Below are 20,555 nucleotides of genomic sequence, written 5' to 3' on the forward strand. Positions count from 1 at the left end.
AGAGACTCAACCTCTGATGCTTCTGCCAAATGTGTTCAATGTGCGCTGTGAACGGTCAACTTTCTCTGGTCAGAACCTTCTGAAAATGACTTCAGGGGATGGTTTGCACAGGAATCACCAGCAATTTGGACTCCCCCTGATCCTGATAACTGAACTCAATGGACTCCATGCGCTCTGAGTCGTCCACATCGCGGTTTTCGCTGCGGGTGTAGGGATTCATGGCCACATTGCGGGCGGTGTCATCGGCCACAGAAGGTTCTTCTGAGAGGTCTGGCCTGACCTCAGGAACATGGGGGCTGTTCAGTGCATAGGTGGTGCCACAATGCTTGCAGGTGAAGTCGTTCACATCGGTGATCTGGCTGTATGCAATGGGCAGTTCTCTGCCGCAGACCGGACAATTCAATGTTTCCATGAAGCCTCCTCAAAACAGGTTGGGTTCAGTATAGAAAGCCCCAGTGCCGTCTCCTGTGTGAATTCTTCAGATCTGAAGGCTTGATGGAGAGGCAAAACCAGACTTTTTTCCAATCAGGACTGCTGGCCTGCAGTAGCATGGCTTTTGTGACTGTCAAGGCCCCTGACCTGAAAACCCAAATGCAAGACCTCTCCGCCACCCTGAAACTGGCATGGAGCACCGCTCCTGGACAGGCTTTTTTGTTGATTTTGCTCAGCATTGTGCAGGCCTTTTTGCCTGCAGCCACCCTCTGGGTCTCCAAACTTTTGCTGGACGCCGTCACAGAAACCATCTCCCAGAGGGTCAACAACCTGACTTTGCTGGTGGAACTCCTCTTGCTGCAGATTCTGGTGGGCATTGTGGGAAGTGCCCTGTCTACAGCACAAAACATGGTGCGTGAACTGTTTGCAGACCGCCTGCAAAACCGCATCTCACAGCAGATTCTGTCAAAGGCCAGTTCGCTGGAAGTGGAGCGTTTTGAAAATGCCGAGACTTACGACGCCCTGCAAAACGCCTACCGTGAGGTGGGTTCACGCCCGCTGGGTGTCCTGACGCAAGTGATTGCTCTGGTGCAAGCGGTGATCACGCTGGTTTCAATCAGTGCCCTGATGGCAAGGCTGGGATGGGCCATTTTGCCACTCATTCTGATTGCCACGTTGCCCACCGTTTGGGTGTCCAACCGTTACGGGATGGAAGGCTACCGCATGATCCGTCGGCGCACCCACGATGCCAGAGTGCAAAATTACCTTGGGAGCATCCTGACTTCGGATGCGCTGGTCAAAGAGGTGCGGCTTTTTCACTTTGAGCCTTACCTGCTGGAACGCTGGCAGGAGTACTACCGCAAGTTCAGGGGGCAACTGGTGCCTCTGGTGCGGGCCAGAAGCTTCTGGAGCCTCGCAGCTTCGGTTTTTTCTGCACTGGTGATTGGCTTTGCCACCTACCTGATTTTGAGGCGGTCTCTGGAAGGCCACATCACGGTGGGGGATTTCTCCCTGTTCATTCTGGGCATCACACAGGTCCAGAGCCAGTTTTCCACCTTGCTCAACGGCTTCTCTGGCCTGTACCAGAATGTGCTTTACATGCGAAACCTGTTTGAGTTTCTGGAGTTGCCTGCCAGAGATCTGGACGCCGGACAGGAATTCCGGGGCACCATTGACACCCTGGAATTCGAGGGGGTCAGTTTCCGTTACCCCCTGACCGACCGGGACATCCTGAAAGGGGTCAATTTCAAAATCCAAAAAGGACAGGCGCTGGCTCTGGTGGGGCAGAACGGGGCAGGGAAGACCACCATCGTCAAACTGCTCACCCGGCTTTTCGAGCCCACCTCGGGACGGATCCTGATCAATGGACAAGATGCCAGAGGGTTCAGCATCCGCAGTTTGCAGCAGGCCATGAGCATCATTTTTCAGGACTTCGGGCAATACCAGATGACGGTCAGCGAGAACATCGCCCTCAGCGACCAGAGCCGTCCAGCAGAAGAGAACCGTGAGCGCATCGAGCATGCTGCAGAAACCGCTGGAGCCCAGTTCATCGAGACTTTGCCTGACGAATACAAAACCCAATTGGGAAGGCTTTTCACGGGAGGCCGTCAACTCTCTGGAGGCCAGTGGCAACGCCTTGCCCTTGCCCGACTGTATTACCGCAGAGCTTCATTGCTGGTCTTCGATGAACCGACCGCCGCTCTGGATGCCAATGCCGAATTTGAAGTGATTGAAGCCCTGCGCAAAGAGGCCCATTCCCGCATCACCGTGATCATCTCGCACCGGTTCAGCACCGTGCGTCTGGCCGATCACATTGTCGTGCTGGAAAACGGAATCATCACCGAAAGCGGTTCACACGAAGAGTTGCTGGAAAGCAACCAGACTTACGCCCAGATGTACCTGTTGCAGGCCAGAGGGTATCAGGCCTGATGGATCACATGTGCCCGGAATGTGGAGCCCTCTGGCCAGAGGGCTTCTCCTGTGAACAGGCTTTTCATGCCTTGCTGGCACAGGAATGGCATGACCCTGAGCTGCAGGCCGAGCATTTTTTTCTGGTGGCCTGCTACAACCTGCAGCATCCTTCCTCCTTCACAGAGGAGGCCCTGAAAAACCTGCAGCAAGGACTGTCTGCAAAGTTGGAAACAGGGCTTTCCATCCTTGATTTGCGCAAGAGGGCAGAGGAGGCTTTTGACGGTCCAAACCGGGTGAGAAAGCCAGAGGCTGAGCGTCAGGTGGTGTTGCGCAAGTGGACGTTCACTCTGGTGGAGGTGTACGCAAAGGGGGCTCTGGAAGGTGCAGCCCGGCGGGTGAGGGATTGGGCCAATGCCATCCATCAACAAGTAAAATCAAAAGAATAAAAAAATCACAAATCAAATACAAAACCAAATGGTCACAGTCAAAACCCTCTCAACTTTACCGGCCTGTTTGATCTCAATTGGAACAGAATTTGTTCAAGCTTGGAGCACATGAAGCCCAAGAGTGTTGCAGGTGGCCCCATGGTTGGCAGCTGTGAACTGTGATCAAACCATCAGAAATGTAACATTCAGGTAGACTACAGTTTCAAATCAGTTTACAATCAGGTTAATCTTCTTTGCTCAGGAGTCCCATGGCTGCTCAATCTGGAAGCATCAACTTCATCCGTTTCACAGGCAGGGTCGAACTGTTGACCTTCGGATCCAGTGTGGAAGTGCGTGGATGTGGACAACTCGCCGATGCAGAACCCGTTTACCGGGCGTTCCAGTCAGGCAAATCTCTGTACTACGAAGGCACTTGCAAGTACCCTGGAGGGGAAATCAAAGAGGTCAGGATTCCCATCACCCTCTGGAATCCTGACCTGCAACCCGAGCAAGGCCGGGACATCTTCTTTGAGTCTCTGGGCTTGCCGTCAGAGGGCAGACACGCCTGAAAGCTGCTGGTAGACCTCTTCCAGAGACGATTTGAAGTCGTCCAGTTCACGTTCTTTCATGCCTTCCAGAGCAGCTTGTACGGCGGTTCTGGCCTGAGCCAATTGGGCTTCATCGAACACTTGAGGGGCATGAAGCGGTGCAGGTTGGGTGCTTTCCGGGTACAGCAAAGCCAGAGCCATCCGCAGGTGCTCCAGAGGCCCTTGCAAGGAAGGCAAATCGGGTTGATCCAGATGGTTCAAAAATTGTTTCAGGTGCAAGAATGCAGGTTCATTTCGGTTCATGATCCATTGTGTTGGGTTCTTGCCGTGTCAGGCTGTACCCGAATTTACAGCATGCTCCTTTGAAGTCACGAACCTCCTACTTTGGTCGGAAGATTTGAAACCCTGGCCGGTCTACAGTGTCATCATGATGACTGTGACGAAACCTTCTGCAAGCCCATTGAACGGTTATTTCGCTGAGCTGTTCAGTGCAGCAACGTACCGGCGGTTGTTTTACCTGCTGGCGACTTTTCCTCTGGGTGTCCTGTATTTTGTGGTGCTGGTGACGGGCCTCTCTCTGGGTCTGGCCCTGATGGTCTTGGTGGTCGGGTTTCCGGTGTTCATGGGGACGTTCTGGTTGATCCTGCGTTTTGCGGAGGTTGAACGTGCGCTGGCCACCCTGCTCGGACAGACCCTGTACCGGGAGAAACCTCTGGTGCAGGTGTCTGGTTTTGGCCAGTGGTCCAGAGCCACCCTGAGTGACGCTGGTACCTACAAGGCGTTGTTGTATGCCTTACTGAAATTCCCGCTCGGGGTTGCCTCTTTTGTGGTGACTGTGGTCCTGCTCAGCCTGTCTGTGGGCTTTTTGTTGCTTCCCATTGCCAACCTGTTTTATCCGATGCCCCTGTATTTTGGGAACACCGTCTTTCAGCTGAATGCCTTCGGCTGGATTGTCTGGGAGGTCGTCGCAGTGGCCCTGACCGTGCTTTCCCTGAGCCTCCTTAACCTGATGGCCGATGGCTGGGCGCTCCTCAACAATGCCCTCCTCACCGACTACGGCGAGTCCAAGCATGCCCAGAGGGAAGTGCAGGCCCTCAAGCAGACCAGCAGTGCGGTGGCCTACAGCGGTTCTCTGGAAGAAACCCTTTCACACATTGCAGGTCAGGGGATGCAGGCCCTCGGGGCATCTGCCCTCCTGCTTACAGTGAAAGAAGGTGCAAGCTGGAAGGTGGGAGCCTCCCGCAACTTGCCCGAGCTGTTTGTGCGTGCTTTGCCAGAGGCCCACTCCCGTCTGAACCTGCCCGAGCAGATGGTGCAAGGCCGTGCCCACATCGAGAAGCAATTTTTGCCGCTCTGGGAAAAAGACGTGCTGGTCGCCCCTTTGTTGCAGGGTTTGCCAGATGGCTGCTTGGTGACCTTGCCGATGATGTACCAGCAGCAACTGCTGGGCCAACTGCATGCCTTTTACCGACGGGGACATGCCCCCACCCAGAGGGAACTGGAGTTCATGGCGGCCCTCGCAGATCAGGGAGGGGTGGCCATCGAAACTTCCCAGCTGATTGACCGGGTTCAGGAGCAGGCCTCCCAGCAGGAACGCCAGAGGCTGGCCCGTGAACTGCACGACTCGGTGGCGCAGGCCCTGTACGGCATCACGCTGGGCGCGAAGACCGCTAAAGGCTGGCTGGAACGGGATCCCAACAAGGTGCGAGAAAGCCTCGATTACGCCATCCAACTGGCAGAAGGAGGAACCGCCGAAATGAAAGCCTTGCTGTTCAGTTTGCGCGAAGACGCTCTGGATGAAGGGGGACTCTGTGAGGCCCTGTCCCGACTGGCCCACGCCATGAAGGTGCGTTACGGCCTGACCATCCACACCGATCTGTGCGAAGAACCCGAGCTGCCCGCTGCCCGCAAGCATGCCGTGTACCGCATTGCACAGGAAGCCGTTCACAATGCTGTGAAGCACGCCAGAGCCACCGAAATGTCCCTGAATTTCCACAAAACCGCCTCGGGCTGGACGCTGGACCTTCAAGACAACGGTAAAGGCTTCGATGTGCAGCAGCTTTCAGGCGGCACCCTCGGGCTCAAGAGCATGCGTGAACGGGCCGAGTTCCTCTCTGGCACTTTCACGGTGTCCAGCCAGCAGGGTGAAGGCACCCGCATCCGCCTTGAATTTCCGATTTGAAGTTCACAGTTCATGACAAAACCCCCTTTCAAAGCCCAAGGAGCACACCATGAAACAGATTTCTGACCAGACCCCACAACCGCAAATCTCCAACCAGAATCCCCAGAATGAACACCGCCCTGACCCCAGAGTGACCCGCATCCTGCTGAGCCTGCTCATCATTGCTGGAGGCGTGGCCCTGCTCAGAACCACCTTGCAGGAAGCACGCCCTCAGGGTTCTGCCCTGGTGCAAAATGACCTGCAAGAGCCTCTGGCAGGCATCAGGAATGCAAGGTTGTCGTTCAAGACCACCAGCAGCGACATCACCCTGACAGGCAATGCGAATGGGCAACTGCTCAGTGGTACTTATCTGGCCAATGAAAACTTCAAACTGCGCCGCTCGGGTTCCACAAACGGTGGCATGGCCGACCTGCGTTTTCAGGAGGAAACACCCAGAAGGATTGGGTTTTCACTGGGGTTTTTCGGAGGCACCTCCCCAGAGTTGCGGGTGGACCTGACCCCCGAGGTGCCCATGGACCTCTCGGTGGGTTCGGTCTCTGGTGGTCTGGATCTGAACCTTGCCGACCTGCAACTTCAGGAATTCATGGCCAGCACCACCTCTGGAGACATTGATGCGGTGCTTCCCGATGGGCAGGGTGCCGATACCCACCTGAAAACCGTGGCTGGTGGGATTTCTGTTCGCACTTCAGGAGCAACCAAGCAGAATCAACCAGAGCCGGGATCTTTTGAGGCCAGCAGCACCAGCGGAGACCTGACCTTGAATCTGGAAAACACCCGGTACCGTGACGTGCGGGTTTCAACCACGGCAGGGGAGATTGTGCTGGACCTTCCCCCTGCACAGAACCTGAAGGTGGACACCCGCAGTGTGGCCAGCGACCAGCGACTGACGGTTCAGGAGGGCACCTCGGGTGAAATCTCCGTCCAGAGCACCGGAGGGGAAATCGAACTGAACCTCCCTGCCAACGTCAACGCTGCCATCACCACCAGCACGGTGGGCGGAGAAGTGCAGGCTTCGGGACTTGTCCAGCAAGGGAACACCTACCTGACCGGTTCAGGCCAGGCAGACCTCACCATCAACATCAAAACCGTCTCCGGCGACATCCTGCTGCACACTGGAGGTCGGTGATGGTGCGGGTCTTGCTGGTGGACGACCATGACGTGGTGCGGATGGGCCTGAAAATGTACTTTTCTCTGGACGAGGACATTCAGGTGGTCGCAGAGGCCAGCAACGGACAGGAAGCCCTCGAAGCCATTCCCTCCTGCAACCCGGACGTGGTGATCATGGACCTGATGATGCCGGTGATGGACGGGGTGAAAGCCACAAAGGAACTGCGCAAAATGCACCCCGGCATTGAAGTGCTGGCCCTGACCAGCGCTCTGGAAGAGCACCGCATCCACGCGGCCATCGAGGCCGGAGCCATCGGCTACATGCTCAAAGACGCCAGTGCCGAAACCCTGCTGGAGGCCATCCATGCAGCAGCAAGAGGCGAGGTGCGCCTGCATCCCGAGGTGGCCAAGCGTCTGGTGCGCGAATTCCGCAGTCCCCAGATGCGCGAGTCCCTCACCAACAGGGAAACCTTGACCTTGCAGATGATCGCCAGAGGCATGACCAACAAGCACATCGCAGAGCAACTGGAGGTCAGTGAAACCACCGTCAAGACGCACGTTTCGAGCCTGCTGAGCAAACTGAACCTCGGGTCGCGCACCCAGGCTGCACTGTATGCCCTGAAGCACAACATCGTGGCCCTTGAGGACCTTTAACCTCCGAGCACTTTCTGCACCACCAGACGCACATTTTCCGCAGAAGTCAGCCACTGGTCTTCGGAGACCCCAAATTTCAAACCATCCTTTTCATGAAAAGGGTGGTTTTTTTGGGCGCTGCGCCCACTGAAATGCACCTCTCTGGCGTGGGTGGCCTGCAACAGGGGAATCACATTGTCTTTGGTGATGCCACTTCCGGGCAGGATGGTCAGGCGGTCTCTGGCCTGCCGCACCAGAGCTGCAATCAGCTGTCTTCCTTCAAATGCAGTGCTGGCCTGCCCGGAGGTGAGCACCCGCCGGACCCCGAGTTCAATGAGTTGCTCAAGTGCTCTGGTGGGGTTTTTGCACACATCAAATGCCCGGTGAAACGTGACCTTTGTGCGCCCGGATGCCTGCATCAATTGCTGCATGGCCCATGTGTCCAGTTCTCCCTGACTGTCCAGCGCCCCGAACACCAGACCATCGACCTCCAGAAACTGGCAGTATTCGATGTCGGAAAGCATGGTTTGAATTTCGTTGGGGCTGTACAGGAAGTCGCCGCTTCTCGGGCGGACCATCACGTGCACCGGGACCGGGCAGTGCCGTTTGACTTCACGGATCAAGCCTGCCGAGGGGGTGAGGCCCCCTTCGATCAGGCTGGAGCACAGTTCAATGCGGGTTGCCCCTCCCTGCACGGCATTCATGGCCCCTTGCAGGCTTTCCACACACACTTCAAATTGCATGGTTTCACCTTAACACCCCAATCACGCTTCAATCACGGCCCCTTCTATACCCTGATTCCCAGAGGACGCCATGAACCATCTCACTGCCCGCATCATCCGCGCCGATCAGGGAAAAACCATCAACAGTGCCCTGGAGGACGTGCAACTCAAACTCACAGGCATCGACACCGACGGAAGCTACACGCTGGGTCTGGTGACCACACAGGTGGGTGGCAGCATCCCCCCTCACCTGCACCACCGGGAGGACGAATTGCTGATCCTGCTGATTGGGGAACTGGAATGCCTGACCAGCGAAGGCTGGCAGGTGGCTGGACCCGGCGATGTGGTGTTTTTCCCGTCAGGGGTGATGCACGCCTACCGCAACATCGGTCGTGTGGCGGCCAAACACTGGGTGATTGCCAATCCAGCTGGAGTGGAGGCTTTTTACCAGCAGCTTGCCCCTTTGCTGAACCCCTCCCCGAGCCTGAACAGCCTGTCTTCGGTGAGCCGGGATTACGGCATCGAATTCATGGGCATCATGGAGGAAAAATGAACACCAGACGAACCAGAAGGCTTGCTCGCCTGATGATGGCCTTGCTGATTTTGGGCTCGGTTTACACGGTGTACCTGCAAATTGTGCACACTTAAGCACAATGGCTTAGGCCTCCGAAAAACGTCAGCCGTCACCACCTGAGAAAAAGCGCCTTGCTAGCATGAAGTCGATTCCCATGACCTCGCACCTCTGGCACTGCACACTTCTGGGCATTCCCTCATTGCAATGCAAGGAACACACCCACATCCTTGAACGCAAAACGGCTGCCCTGCTGGCCTACCTTGCACAGGAAGGCCCAACCCCCCGCGCCAACCTGATTGGACTGCTCTGGCCCGACACCCGGGAAGCCGCGGCCCGCAACAATCTGGTGCACCTGCTCCGCAAACTCAAAACCCTCGCCAACGCAGAGCTGGTGACCGGAGCAGAAGTGCTCACCCTGACCGGTGACCTGCAAACCGACGTGGCTGTTGCCCGTGATCACTTCACCCGAGCGCAATACCCGGAGTTCAACCGCAGCACCGGAATCTTCTTGCACGGTCTCTCTTTTGACGATTGCCCGGACCTGGAAACCTGGATCCTGGCTGAACGTGAACAGTGGAACCACTGGCGCACCCAGGCCCTGCTTTCCGAAGCCAACTCCCTTGAGCAGGCCGGAGAGCATCTGGAAGCCACCGCCAAAATCCGTGAAATGCTGACCCTCGATCCCCTTTCTGAAGAGGGCCACCGTCGCCTGATGCGCCTGCAATACCTGCTGGGCAACCGCCACCATGCGCTGGACACCTTCAAAAAACTGCAGACCCTGCTGAAAAACGAACTTGGGGTGGAACCGCTCCCGGAAACCTTCGAGTTGGCCCGCTGGATTGAGCAGGCCACCCTGCCCATCCCATCTAACCCCCGTCAAAAGGCTGGACTGCCCCTCACGGTGCTGCGTCCACCGGCTCTGGTGGGACGTGAAAAAGAGTGGGAGCAGATGGAGCTCGCCTGGGAGCAGGGGCAAATCATCTTCCTGCGAGGAGAACCCGGAGTGGGTAAATCCCGCCTTGCCCGCGACTTTGCTGCCTCCCGAGGACCACATCTGGTGATGGAAGCCCGGCCCGGCGACAGCCAGACCCCTTACGCCTCAGCGGCCCGCAACATCCGCACCATTCTGGACCACCGGCCAGATTTGCCTCTGGAACCGTGGATGGTGCAGGAACTGTCCCGCATCCTCCCCGAGCTCTCAGGTCCCACCCCTCCGCCTCCCATGAATGGTCAGGAAGACCTGCTGCGTTTCCACGAAGCGGTGCGCCTTGCCACCATCTCGGGCTGTCAGGATCTGGCCTGCTGCGTGGTGGACGACTGGCAATACTACGACGAGGCGTCCAGTATGCAAGGGGCATACATGATCTCCCAGTCTTTCCCCATGCAGGAAACCGGATTCCCGAGGTTCATCGAGTGTTACCGCAAAGGCGAACTGAGCAGCGAAGCCGAAGCCCTGATGCTGGAAACGCTGGTCAACACCGGCATGGCTGTCCTGATTGATGTGGAGCCTCTCCCGGAAGCGCAAACCGTGAAGCTTCTGGAAGACCTCGGGGTGGAGGTGCATCCCGGTTTGAAAAGCAGGCTCAGCCAGTACGCTGGTGGGAACCCGCTGTTTTTGCTGGAAACCGTGCGCCACCTGATGGAGTCCGGTCAGTTGCAGCAAGACCGTGAGCTGACGGTGCCCCAGAAAGTCAGCCAGATCATTGAGCGTCGCCTGCAACGCCTGTCTGCCCCTGCCCTGCAAGCCGCCCGGGCTGCTGCAGTGCTGCACACCGAATTCGATCTGGATCTGGTGGCTGCAGTGCTGAATGCCCCCTTGATGGACTTCATTGCCACCTGGGAAGAACTGGACACCGCACAGATCGTCAAGGATGGCCGTTTCAGCCACGACCTGATTTTTGAGTCGGTGCTCCGGTCCACCCCGAAAGCCATCCAGCAACTGCTGCACCGCAGTGCTGCCAAGGTCCTGACCACAAGGGGTGCTCCGACGTTCCGGGTGGCCCACCACCACCAGCAAGGCGGAGACCTCAAACAGGCGGCCCCTTTGTATTTGCAGGCCGCCCAGCAGGCCCACAAGAACTTCGGGGTCAGCGAGGCCAGCCGGTACTTCATGCTGGCAGCACAGGCTTTCCGTGAATCCAACCAGCCTGAAGCGGCTTTTGAAGCCCTGTACCACCGGGCGGTGGCCCTCGGGCAAATGAACGAGCGTGCCCCCAGAGAAGAAGCCCTCCGCTCCCTCTTTGAATATGCGGGAACCCCCTTGCAACGGGCGCAAGCCCATTTTCAGGTGGCCGAATTCCACTCCACCTACCATGAAGGTCCTGAAACCGCTGAAGCGGCACGCAAAGGTCTGGAAGCCCTCGGGGGTGGTCCTTTGATCACCGTAGAGGAACAAATCCTGCGGGCCAACCTGCATGCTTCTCTGGCCGTGGCCCTGTGGATCCAGCAGCAGATTCCCGAGTCCACAAAAGCCATGTGGCAGGCGGTCCAGACCCTGGAACCGCTGGGCGAAAGCCCCAGTCTGGCCAGCAACCTTTCCAACCTCGGGGTGATGCTGGACCACAGCGACCGCCACTCTGAGGCCATCCAATACCACCAGAGGGCCATCGAGATGCACCGCAAGTTTGCGGACCTTCCCCAACTCGCCACCACCATGCACAACCTCGCGGTGTCCTATTCTGAGCAGGGCCGCATGCAGGACAGCCTGACGGTGGTCCTCAAAGCGGGCGAAATTGAGCAGCAAGCCGACACCGAACACCGTGGGGTCTCCCTCGGGCATGCAGCCACCGGACAGGCCTGTTTTGAACTTGGACTGTACGGCATGGCCCTCGACCACTACAACAAGGCCATCGACAAGGCACTGGAAGGCACCTGGCACCTCGGGGTGTTCGAAGGCCTCAAAGGGGAACTGTTCCTGAACATCGGTGAATTTGCTCTATCCCACAAATCCCTCAAGTATGCGGCGCAGTTTCCCGGGATTCCAGGCCAGTACCGCAGCCGTGCCCTGATCAATCTGGGCACCTTGCAGCACCTGCAGGGTGAAGACCCCACTCCCCAGTTTGATCAGGCAGATGAACTGCTCAAAGACACCCCCCGTATGATCTCCAGAGCCCGTTTGTGGCTGGCCCAAGCAGACACCATTTCACCTGAACAGGCCCTTGATTTGTCCCACAGGGTGCTTCAGCTTGCCCTTGAGAAAGACCTCGGAGGCACCGAAATCTCTGCCCGCACCCGCCTGGCGCAAGCCCACCTGAAACTCGGGCAGCTTCAAGAAGCACAGGAACACATCGAGAAAGCCGCAGGGATGCTGGACCCCTTTGAGCCCTCCCGCCTGACCCGAGGCGAAGTGCTCTTGACCCTCTGGCAGGTTCGAGAGGCGTGCCAGAACCCTGAAGCCCCTGAAGCCCGGTCAAGGCTTGAGGGGTGGCTGGACAAGGTGCTGCGCAACCTGCCCGCCGAGCACCATCCGGCTTTCAAGGCCCACAATCCGGTGGCCCGCAGGTTCTTTGAAGTGCAAAACAGCTTGCTGTGAATCCAGAAACATCAAAGAAGCGCCAGAAGGCGCTTCTTCTCTTGAGATGCCCTTACTTTTTCACCAGAGGTTTGATGCTCTGACTGAAGAAAAAAAATCCGTCTGGATCGTACTTTGCTTTCACTTCGGCCAGTTTTTGCTGGTTCTGGGCGTAGTACATGCCCATGAAGTCTTCCACATCCACATCCGGGTAATTCACGTAAGCCCCTCGGGTGTAAGGCAGCATGTCTTTGCGGAAGGCATTCACCCAGTCCAGATGCTCTTTTTCTTCTGAATCTTCATTCCAGTAGGCCTGATACTGCAAACTGAAGCGGGCTTTGCGGTGCGGAAATGCCGTGGCCTCCTCAGTCAGGGCAGACACCTTCCCCCCGAGCGTTTCAAACTGCACCAGATTGTCCGGGGCTGGAGACTGCTCCAGATGCCTCACAATCGTCTCGATGCCCTCTGGGGGTAGGAATTCATAGGCAAAAGCCGAAGTGTTCTTGAACTTGCGGTGTGCCCCATGCCAGTACGCCATCCAGTCTGGATCAGGATCATCGGTGAAAAACTTCAGGCCCTCGAAGTAAGGGTGGCTCTGGACCTTCAGTTCTCTGGGTTTCACTTCCAGCAGGGGTTCCAGAATCCTGTGCAGTTCGTCTTCAGGTCCCACAAACAGGCCCGAGGCCACCGCAGAACCGGGGTCTTTCTTCTCTGGGCCGTGCAGCATGATGATGGAGGTCAATCGGGAATCGAGGGTGTCGCCCCAGCGCTGCCAGCGGTCAATCACCTCAGGGATTTTCTCCCAGTCCCATGAGGCCTGAAAAATCGAGACCTGATCCACCTTGTGCAGTTTGAACTTGAAGCGGGTCACCACCCCAAAATTTCCGCCTCCCCCTCCACGGCAAGCCCAGAACAGGTCAGGGTTTTCGGTTTCGCTGGCGGTCACAAGGTTTCCATGGCTGTCCACCAGTTCCAGTTCCAGCAGGCTGTCACAGGTCAACCCAAGGTACCGGGTCAGCAGTCCGATGCCCCCCCCGAGGGTCAATCCAGAGATCCCCACCGTGGGGCAGATGCCGCCGGGAAAGCCGTAGCCTTGCTGGGTGACTTTGGTGTAAATTTCGATCAGCTGGGTTCCAGAGCCGACCTGCAAGGTGTGGCTCTGGCTGTCAATGTGCAGGGTGGTCATGTCGCTCACATCAATGACCATGCCATCTTCCACCAGAGAGAAGCACTCGTAGTTGTGGCGACCACAGCGCACCGCGACTTTCATCTGGTGGGCTCGGGCGTGCTTCACGGCGTTTTGCACGTCTTCCCGGTTCTGGCAGAACACCACCATTTTGGGCTGGTGGTTGAAGCGTTCATTGAAATTTTTGCGGGCCAGTTCAAAGCCCGGATCACTCGGGGTCAGGATGCGTCCAGTCAAGGTTGGGGCTTGTGTCATGGTTCCTCCCAGAAGTTCGTGCAGAAAATCCATTCAGAAAATTCCTCTCAAGAATGGGTGCTGGGCTGCGGGTGTTCCGTGCGAATTCACACAGCTCTTTCTGAAGGACCACCCATAAAGGTCTGATGAAACGGTTTTGGGAGACCCCACAGCCCGGGTACAGCCATTTATCAAATGGTTATCATTTGCAGCTTTTAGCATGAATGGACCAGCCTGTCTGGTCTGGTGGTGTTTTGTACTTGTGAAACGTGGGAATTCCTGATTTTTGCCAGAGCATTCACCCGTATCTTGAAAAGGAAGCCGGAGAGGTGGGTTTGCTTCCGGTCAGCAATGTAACCGTTTTCTGTTTCCCACAGAAGGAGACCCATGACAAATTCCAATGTTTCCAAGGTGCGTTACGCGCTGATGGTCCATGGCGGAGCCAAAACCGTTCCAACAGAAAAAATCCAGCAAAATCTGGAAGGTGTGAAGCGTGCCCTCAAGGCAGGCCAGCACATCCTGCAAAACGGTGGTTCTGCCGTGGAGGCTGTAGAGGCGGCCCTGAGGGTGTTCGAAGACGATCCCGCGTTCAATTGTGGTTATGGTTCCAGCCTGAACCGTGAAGGCGAAGTGGAAATGGACGCAGCTGTGATGGATGGCAGCACCCTGCAAATGGGTGCGGTGGGCTCTGTGCAAGGGGTGCAGCACCCAGTGTCGGTGGCCCGCAGCATTGTGGAGAAAGAAACCGCCTTCATGGTGGGACAGGGTGCCCGTGAACATGCCGAAAAACACGGCCTTGAGCTCTGCAATCCCAGAGACCTCATCCACCCCGAGCAGCAAGAGAAACTGAAAGACCAACACCAAAAGGCCCAGCACGACACCGTGGGTTGTGTGGCCCTCGATGCACAGGGGCATCTGGCAGCCGCCACCTCCACAGGGGGACTGGTGGGCCACCCACCGGGTCGGGTCGGAGATTCCCCTCTTTCCGGCTGCGGTTTTTACGCCGAGGACGGCATTGGGGCTGTGGCCCTGACCGGAGACGGAGAAGAAATCATGCGGTACCGTCTGGCCAGCCGCATCATGGACCGCATGTTGGACCTCGGGCCAGAGCCATCCATCTGTCAACTCATCCCTGAGATGCACCAGAGGGTGGGAGGCGAAGCAGGCGGGCTGGTCCTCACGGCAAAAGGAGAGATGGGCTGGTTCCACAACAGCAAACACATGCCCTGCGCGTTCGTCAGTTCTGCTGAACCCGAGCCTCAGGTTCACCTGCAGAAGGAGAAGACCGATGCCTGACCACAACCGCCGCAAATCCGATCAGGTGGGCACCCTGATCATCATTGGAGGACACGAAGACAAAGACGGGGACCGCGAAATCCTCAAGGAAGTGGTGCGCAGGGTGGGCAAAGGCAAACTGGTGGTGACCACTGTGGCCTCCCACGAACCCGAAGGGTACTTCGAGATGTATCAGGAGGTCTTCCACGACCTCGGGCTGAAAACCGTGCTGGGTCTCGATGTGAACACCCGAGCGGACGCCGTGACCGAACAAACCCAGCAGATCCTTGCCGACGCAGCAGGCATTTTCTTCACCGGAGGGGATCAGCTCAGGATCACCAGCCAGATCGGGGACACCCCCATGGAAACCCGCATCCGTGAAATTTTCGAATCTGGAGGGGTGGTCTGTGGCACCAGTGCCGGCGCTTCGGTGATGTGCGAAACCATGATGATTGAAGGCAAAGGGGGCGAATCCCACCGGGTGGGAGACCTGCGCATGGCCCCCGGACTCGGGTTCATCCGGGGCGCAATCATCGACCAGCACTTTGCAGAACGGGGCCGCATGGGACGCCTGCTTGGCGCAGTGGCCCAGAACCCGAGGGTCCTCGGCATCGGCATCGATGAGGACACCGCCATCGTCGTGGAAGACCTGCGGTACTGCACGGTCCTCGGGAATGGCGCGGTTTATGTGGTGGATGGGCACGGCGTCACCCACTCCAACATCGCAGAAGGTGGAGACGACCGCATCCTGTCCATCTACGACGTGAAACTGCATGTCCTCAGCAAAGGGGACGCTTTTGACTTGCAGGAACGCCGCCCTCTGGACGCCTGCACCCTGCAACGCACCCCCGAGAAGAAGTCCTCTGGGCAGACGGCCAAAAAATCCAATCCCATCCCTGAAATTTCTGCTGAACCTCAAACCCCTTGACGGCACATGAAAGGCCCACACCATGACTGAAACGGCATCCAGACCACAAAAAAGCAGCACATTCACTTCAGGAGCCCCAGTTCACCTGTACCACGACGGCACCTCCCATTTTGTGCAGCAAGACGGCGACCTCCTGCACCTGTTTCTGGAAGCCCCAGAGGACATGGAGGAGGGTCAGGTGATGAGCTTCCACCACGGAGACGCCCGCTTCGATGACCTGCAAAAACAGGACGATGGACGCTGGAAGGCCACCCTGCCCATGCAAAAACACCGGAACACCCAGTACCGTTTCAAGGTGCAAATCTCTGGGCGCACCTACTGGCTTTCGCAGGCTGGAGTGCAGCCCGGTCCCACCCTGTTTGCGCAGGACTTCAAAGTGTCACACAATCGTCCACCAGGGTGGGTGCATGAACGGGTGTTCTACCAGATTTTTCCGGACCGTTTCCGCAACGGAGACCCGTCCATCAACCTGAAATCCGGTGAGTACACCTACGAGGACCGCGCTGTGGTGCACCGCAAGTGGTACATGGACCCCAATGCCGCAATGGGCGCAAACGAATACTTCGGCGGAGACCTTGAAGGCATCCGGCACAGCCTTGACTACCTGAAAGACCTCGGGGTGAATGCCCTTTACCTGAACCCAATCTTCCAGAGCCCTTCCGTGCACGCCTACGACACGCAGGACCACTTCAAAATCGATGAGCACTTCGGCACCAACGAAGGCTTTGCGGCTCTGGTGGACGAACTGCACCAGAACGACATCAAAATCATGCTGGATGGGGTCTTCAACCACACCGGAAGCTGGCACAAATGGATGAACCGTGAACGCATTTACAGCGAACCTGGTGCATTTCAAGGGGGTCCCACCCGCGATTACTACACTTACGTTGGAGACCAGCCCGAGGAGTACATCGCATGGTTCGGTTTTGCCACCCTGCCCAAACTGAATTACGGCAACCCGGAAGTGCTGGAAAACATGATCACTGGAGAGGATTCCGTGGTGCGATTCTGGTTGAAAGCCCCTTACCACATTGACGGTTGGCGTCTGGACGCTGCACCGGTCATTGGCAAACACGGCACCGACGAAGGCAACCATGAGGTGCTCCAGAAAATCTGGCAAACCGCCCGCGAAGAGAACCCAGAGGCTTACATCATCGGAGAGCACTTCGGAGACGCCATCCCATGGCTGCAAGGGGGCGAAGAAGACGGGGTGATGAACTATTACGGCTTCACCATCCCCACCTGGGCTTTTCTGGGAGGCGAAGATGAAAGCGGCAAATGCGTTCAGCTCGATGCTGCCGATTACGCCCGTTCGGTGATGCATTACCTGAGTTTCATCCCCTTTCACAACCAACTGGCCCTGTTCAACAACCTGTGTTCCCACGACACCAAACGCTTCGCTTCAATCTGCCCGGATCTGGAACGGCGCAAACTCGGGGCCACCCTGCAATTCGTGCACATCGGGGTGCCCTGCATTTACTACGGAGATGAAATCGGTCTGGAAGGGGAAGGGGATCCCCTCAGCCGTCGAACCATGCCGTGGGACTGGAAAGAACTCTGGGAAACCGGACTGTACGACCACTACAAGCAACTGGCCCGCATCCGCAAGCAAGAAAAAGCTTTGCAGGAAGGCAGTTACAGTGTGCTTCACGCTCAGGGAGACCACCTCGTGATCCAGAGGCGTTTCGGTCCAGAGCGCATCCTTGCCCTCATCACCAGAGGAGAACCTTTGGCTTACCCTCTTGAAGGAGCGTGGCAAGACCTGATGTCAGGTCAGACCATGCAAGGCGAAGTGAAGCTCTCGGGTCCTTCCGCGGTCCTCCTGAAGCAAGGGTGATCTGCCCTGCAATTTGCAGGATCCCACAACACCCATTGCACACTTCCCTACAGATTCCCGCCCGATGGCACAGTTCAATGGCTGCATCGGGCGGTCTTGCTGCCCAAGGAGGATGCACACATGATTGAAAAAACACTCTGGGACACCATCATTGTCGGAGGAGGTCCCGCAGGACTGGCTGCAGCCCTGCACCTCGCTTTCCACCGGCGCAGTGTGCTGGTGATTGACCGGGGCTCTGGTCCCCTCCACCACATCAAAACCCCCATCCAGAACCTGCCGGGCTTTGTGGGCAAAAGTGGACAGGAGATCCAACAAGCCCTTGAGCAGGACGCCAGAGCTGCTGGGGCCCACCTGATTTCAGACAGCATCGGGCACATTGAAGGTTCTGCTGGACGCTTCACGCTCAGGGGAGAACACGGCACCTACCAGAGCCGCACTTTGCTGATTGCCACAGGCATTGCCCGCCACCATCCTTTGATCGATGGAGATTACCGCAAATGGCTTCCATTTGCAGGCAAAGGCAACACCTTCTACTGCCCGGACTGCGAAGCCCCAGAACTGCTTGGAAAGCATGTGGTGGTCATCGAGTCGGTCAAACTGAAGGCCGCCCTGTCCACGGCCAAACGCATTTCAGAATTTGCAGCCACTGTGCGGATCCTGCTCACCGACGGTGCCGAAACCCTGCCTCCAGAGGAGCACCTCGACACCTCCTGCGAAGTCATCGAAGGCCAGATCAAAGCCGTCAAAGGGGAAGACGGGGTGGTGCAAGCCCTGTTGCTCGACTCTGGCACCGAAATCACAGCCGATGCCTATTACGTCTCGAACCGCAAACTGCCCAGAAACCAACTGGTGGAAATGCTGGGAGGGGCTCTGGACGACAGGGGACACCCCATCACCGGCCCCAGAGGTCAACTGGTGCAGCAGGGCAGGGGAGAAGAAGATCACCTTGAAGGCGTTTGGATTGCAGGCGACCTGCTCCCGCAAACCCAGCAAACCACCATTGCCATGGGCTCGGGCAACAAGTCCGCGGTCATGATCGATCAGTACCTTACGGATTTGCATGAAAGGGCGCTCGGGAAAGAGCAGGTCTTGCAGCAAGGGTGAAGTGAAGGTGCATGGAGGGTGCTCAGGTGATTTTGATCACTCAAATCAAAACAATAAATATTTCACAAATACTATAAACACCAAAAATATCACATTTAAATCCCGATTTTCCCAAACGCAAATTCAAAAACCATAAAATACAAAACCTTTTCGATTTCAAAAATTTTCAAAAGATTCTCTGGAGGGGTTCTACAACCAGTGATGACGTAACGCACGCCAGCGTGAGGAAAAAACCGACTTCTATGCCGTCTAACACAATACTTTCTGCTTCTTCAATTTAGAGCCTCCTGAACGATTTCTTCGCACTGAATTTTTCGGAAAGCGAAAAATTCTCAGCGTTCAGCACACGCTTTTCCTTCACCTTCAGGGCTTAACGTGCGTTCTGACACGACTGGTTGTAGAACCCCCTGGAGGACTGTCTCGAAAGTCATCGGATGGGAGGGGGCTTCCATCTCACTTTGATCTTGCCAGAGATTGCTTTTCTGCTTTCTATGCTTGGGGTCGGTTGCATGTTGCTGTGTGTGCGGAGGTGCTTCCGAATCGTCTGTTTGATGCTTTTTGGTGGCCCCGCATTTGTGGTGGAATGACCCATGTCTTCTTTTGCGATGTCTGAGGGTCAGCAGCGGCTTGCCACGGTGGGGTTGGTCATTGGGGTGTTTCTGGCGGCCCTGGAGTCTTCGGTGGTGGCGACGGCCATGCCGACGGTGATCCGGGAGTTGGGTGGGGAAAGCCTGTATGCGTTGCCTTTTGCGGTGTATTTGCTGGTGAGCACGGTTTCGAATCCGTTGTGGGGTCGGGCTTCGGATTTGCGTGGGCGCAGGAACCTGTATCTGTGGGGGATTGTGTTGTTTCTGGTGGGGTCCGCGTTGTGTGGTGCGGCCACTTCGATGCCGTTTCTGGTGGCTGCCCGAGTGGTTCAGGGGCTCGGGGCGGGTGCGGTGTTGCCTTTGACCTTGACGGTGATTGGCGCGATGTATCAGGGGGAGCGTCGGGCGAAGGTGCAGGCTTTTGTGGCCAGCGTGTGGGGTGTGAGTGGTTTGCTGGGTCCGGTGCTCGGGGGGGTGCTGGTGGATTTCTGGTCGTGGAGGTGGGCGTTTTACCTGTGCATTCCTTTTGGTCTGGTGGCGTTGCTGCTGGTCTGGCGGAATTTACGCGAACAGGAGGTGCCCGGTCAGGGCCAGTTGGATTGGTGGGGCGCTGGGCTGTTCACCCTGGGCAGTGGACTGATGGTGTGGGGCCTTGAGTTTCAGACGGTGTGGATGGTGCTGCTGAGTGTGGGGGTGCTGGTGGTGGCCTTGAAGGTGGAGGCTTCCCACCCGAGTCCTTTGTTGCCTTTGCAGAGTTTGCGTGAGCGGGGTCCGGGTGTGGGGGTGCTGAGCAACCTGCTGGCTGGGGTGGCGTACTTTGGCTTGACTGCCTACATCCCACTTTTTGCGCAGGCGGCTGGGGGCCAGAGTGCCACGGCTGCGGGGGCACTCCTCACCCCTTTGATTGTGGGTTGGACTTCGGGCAGCATTGTTGGGGGGCGTTTGATGAAGACGGTGTCTCTGGTGACCCTGACGCGGGTCGGCTTTGCGATGTTGACTGTGGGGTTGGCGGGTTTTGCTTTGCTCATTCACGGGTCCCTGCCGGTTCTGGCTCTGGTGGGTGGGGTGATGGGTCTCGGGATGGGGTTCAGCATGTTCAGTTTGCTGTTGCTGATTCAGCAGGCCGCTCCGAGGCAGGAACTCGGGGCGATCACCAGTGCGATTTTGTTTGCGCGCAGCATGGGGGGTGCCATTGGGGTGGCGGTGATGGCGTGGATCATCGGGAAAACCGCGATTGCTCAAGGTGGGGTGTTGTTGATCGATGGGTTGCAGCGGGGGTTTGTGTTTTCGCTGGCTCTGGTGGTGGTGGCTTTTGTTCTGAGTTTCACTTTGCGTGACAGCAAAAATCCCTCCTGAAGG

At 57.1% G+C, this 20,555-nt stretch carries 17 protein-coding genes; 13 read left to right on the forward strand and 4 right to left on the reverse strand.

Features of this window, described 5'->3' with window-relative positions; genetic code table 11:
• Positions 1 to 91 precede the first annotated feature (91 nt).
• Positions 92 to 412 (reverse strand): hypothetical protein, encoded by a 321-nt coding sequence (locus Q371_RS06760; protein ID WP_034337913.1) that lies wholly within the window; start codon positions 410 to 412, stop codon positions 92 to 94.
• Between the two features lie 137 nt (positions 413 to 549).
• Here Q371_RS06760 and Q371_RS06765 point away from each other — a divergent pair, with 137 nt between their 5' ends.
• From Q371_RS06765 to Q371_RS06775, 3 genes are all read left to right on the forward strand, one after another.
• A complete protein-coding gene (locus Q371_RS06765; protein ID WP_051963557.1) occupies positions 550 to 2,361 on the forward strand; it encodes an ABC transporter ATP-binding protein in 1,812 nt (603 codons plus the stop codon).
• Positions 2,361 to 2,789 (forward strand): DUF5946 family protein, encoded by a 429-nt coding sequence (locus Q371_RS25450; protein ID WP_051963487.1) that lies wholly within the window; start codon positions 2,361 to 2,363, stop codon positions 2,787 to 2,789. The genes Q371_RS06765 and Q371_RS25450 overlap by 1 nt, the downstream gene beginning before the upstream one ends.
• A gap of 248 nt (positions 2,790 to 3,037) precedes the next feature.
• The gene (locus tag Q371_RS06775; protein WP_034337915.1) at positions 3,038 to 3,337 is read left to right on the forward strand and encodes a hypothetical protein; all 300 of its coding nucleotides are present in this window, start codon (positions 3,038 to 3,040) and stop codon (positions 3,335 to 3,337) included.
• On the opposite strand, the gene Q371_RS06780 is transcribed toward Q371_RS06775, so the two are convergent.
• Positions 3,317 to 3,619 (reverse strand): hypothetical protein, encoded by a 303-nt coding sequence (locus Q371_RS06780; protein WP_034337917.1) that lies wholly within the window; start codon positions 3,617 to 3,619, stop codon positions 3,317 to 3,319. The two genes, Q371_RS06775 and Q371_RS06780, sit on opposite strands and share 21 nt — an antisense overlap.
• A 124-nt stretch (positions 3,620 to 3,743) precedes the next feature.
• Here Q371_RS06780 and Q371_RS06785 point away from each other — a divergent pair, with 124 nt between their 5' ends.
• From Q371_RS06785 to Q371_RS06795, 3 genes are read left to right on the forward strand one after another with little or no spacing between them, the layout of a single operon-like run.
• Complete coding sequence (locus tag Q371_RS06785; protein WP_051963489.1) at positions 3,744 to 5,498, forward strand: sensor domain-containing protein; 1,755 nt, start codon at positions 3,744 to 3,746, stop codon at positions 5,496 to 5,498.
• 49 nt (positions 5,499 to 5,547) lie between these two features.
• The gene (locus tag Q371_RS06790) at positions 5,548 to 6,624 is read left to right on the forward strand and encodes a DUF4097 family beta strand repeat-containing protein (protein WP_034337920.1); all 1,077 of its coding nucleotides are present in this window, start codon (positions 5,548 to 5,550) and stop codon (positions 6,622 to 6,624) included.
• Positions 6,624 to 7,259 carry a response regulator gene (locus tag Q371_RS06795; RefSeq protein WP_034337921.1) on the forward strand — a complete coding sequence of 212 codons (636 nt, stop codon included), beginning with the start codon at positions 6,624 to 6,626 and terminating at the stop codon, positions 7,257 to 7,259. Before Q371_RS06790 ends, Q371_RS06795 begins: the two co-directional genes overlap by 1 nt.
• On the opposite strand, the gene Q371_RS06800 is transcribed toward Q371_RS06795, so the two are convergent.
• On the reverse strand, positions 7,256 to 7,981 hold the full coding sequence (locus tag Q371_RS06800; RefSeq protein ID WP_034337924.1) for a copper homeostasis protein CutC: 726 nt from the start codon (positions 7,979 to 7,981) through the stop codon (positions 7,256 to 7,258). The two genes, Q371_RS06795 and Q371_RS06800, sit on opposite strands and share 4 nt — an antisense overlap.
• Before the next feature lie 70 nt (positions 7,982 to 8,051).
• On the opposite strand from Q371_RS06800, the gene Q371_RS06805 reads away from it, so the two are divergent.
• Together Q371_RS06805 and Q371_RS25455 are read left to right on the forward strand one after the other, a co-directional pair.
• On the forward strand, positions 8,052 to 8,513 hold the full coding sequence (locus Q371_RS06805) for a cupin domain-containing protein (RefSeq protein WP_051963492.1): 462 nt from the start codon (positions 8,052 to 8,054) through the stop codon (positions 8,511 to 8,513).
• Between the two features lie 160 nt (positions 8,514 to 8,673).
• The gene (locus tag Q371_RS25455) at positions 8,674 to 12,066 is read left to right on the forward strand and encodes an ATP-binding protein (RefSeq protein ID WP_084571278.1); all 3,393 of its coding nucleotides are present in this window, start codon (positions 8,674 to 8,676) and stop codon (positions 12,064 to 12,066) included.
• 52 nt (positions 12,067 to 12,118) lie between these two features.
• On the opposite strand, the gene Q371_RS06815 is transcribed toward Q371_RS25455, so the two are convergent.
• Positions 12,119 to 13,486 carry an FAD-binding oxidoreductase gene (locus tag Q371_RS06815; RefSeq protein WP_034338104.1) on the reverse strand — a complete coding sequence of 456 codons (1,368 nt, stop codon included), beginning with the start codon at positions 13,484 to 13,486 and terminating at the stop codon, positions 12,119 to 12,121.
• A gap of 366 nt (positions 13,487 to 13,852) precedes the next feature.
• On the opposite strand from Q371_RS06815, the gene Q371_RS06820 reads away from it, so the two are divergent.
• The 5 genes from Q371_RS06820 (at position 13,853) to Q371_RS06840 (ending at position 20,552) form a co-directional block, all read left to right on the forward strand.
• Positions 13,853 to 14,761 (forward strand): isoaspartyl peptidase/L-asparaginase family protein, encoded by a 909-nt coding sequence (locus Q371_RS06820; RefSeq protein WP_034337926.1) that lies wholly within the window; start codon positions 13,853 to 13,855, stop codon positions 14,759 to 14,761.
• Positions 14,754 to 15,668: a cyanophycinase gene (locus tag Q371_RS06825; protein WP_051963497.1), complete on the forward strand. Its 915-nt coding sequence runs from the start codon at positions 14,754 to 14,756 to the stop codon at positions 15,666 to 15,668. Before Q371_RS06820 ends, Q371_RS06825 begins: the two co-directional genes overlap by 8 nt.
• A 22-nt stretch (positions 15,669 to 15,690) precedes the next feature.
• Positions 15,691 to 17,505 carry a maltodextrin glucosidase gene (gene malZ / locus Q371_RS06830; protein ID WP_051963500.1) on the forward strand — a complete coding sequence of 605 codons (1,815 nt, stop codon included), beginning with the start codon at positions 15,691 to 15,693 and terminating at the stop codon, positions 17,503 to 17,505.
• 120 nt (positions 17,506 to 17,625) lie between these two features.
• Complete coding sequence (locus tag Q371_RS06835; RefSeq protein ID WP_034337929.1) at positions 17,626 to 18,609, forward strand: NAD(P)/FAD-dependent oxidoreductase; 984 nt, start codon at positions 17,626 to 17,628, stop codon at positions 18,607 to 18,609.
• 590 nt (positions 18,610 to 19,199) lie between these two features.
• Positions 19,200 to 20,552: an MFS transporter gene (locus Q371_RS06840; RefSeq protein WP_034337932.1), complete on the forward strand. Its 1,353-nt coding sequence runs from the start codon at positions 19,200 to 19,202 to the stop codon at positions 20,550 to 20,552.
• Positions 20,553 to 20,555 lie beyond the last annotated feature (3 nt).

The sequence above is a fragment of the Deinococcus misasensis DSM 22328 genome (genome assembly GCF_000745915.1).
Lineage (GTDB): Bacteria > Deinococcota > Deinococci > Deinococcales > Deinococcaceae > Deinococcus_C > Deinococcus_C misasensis.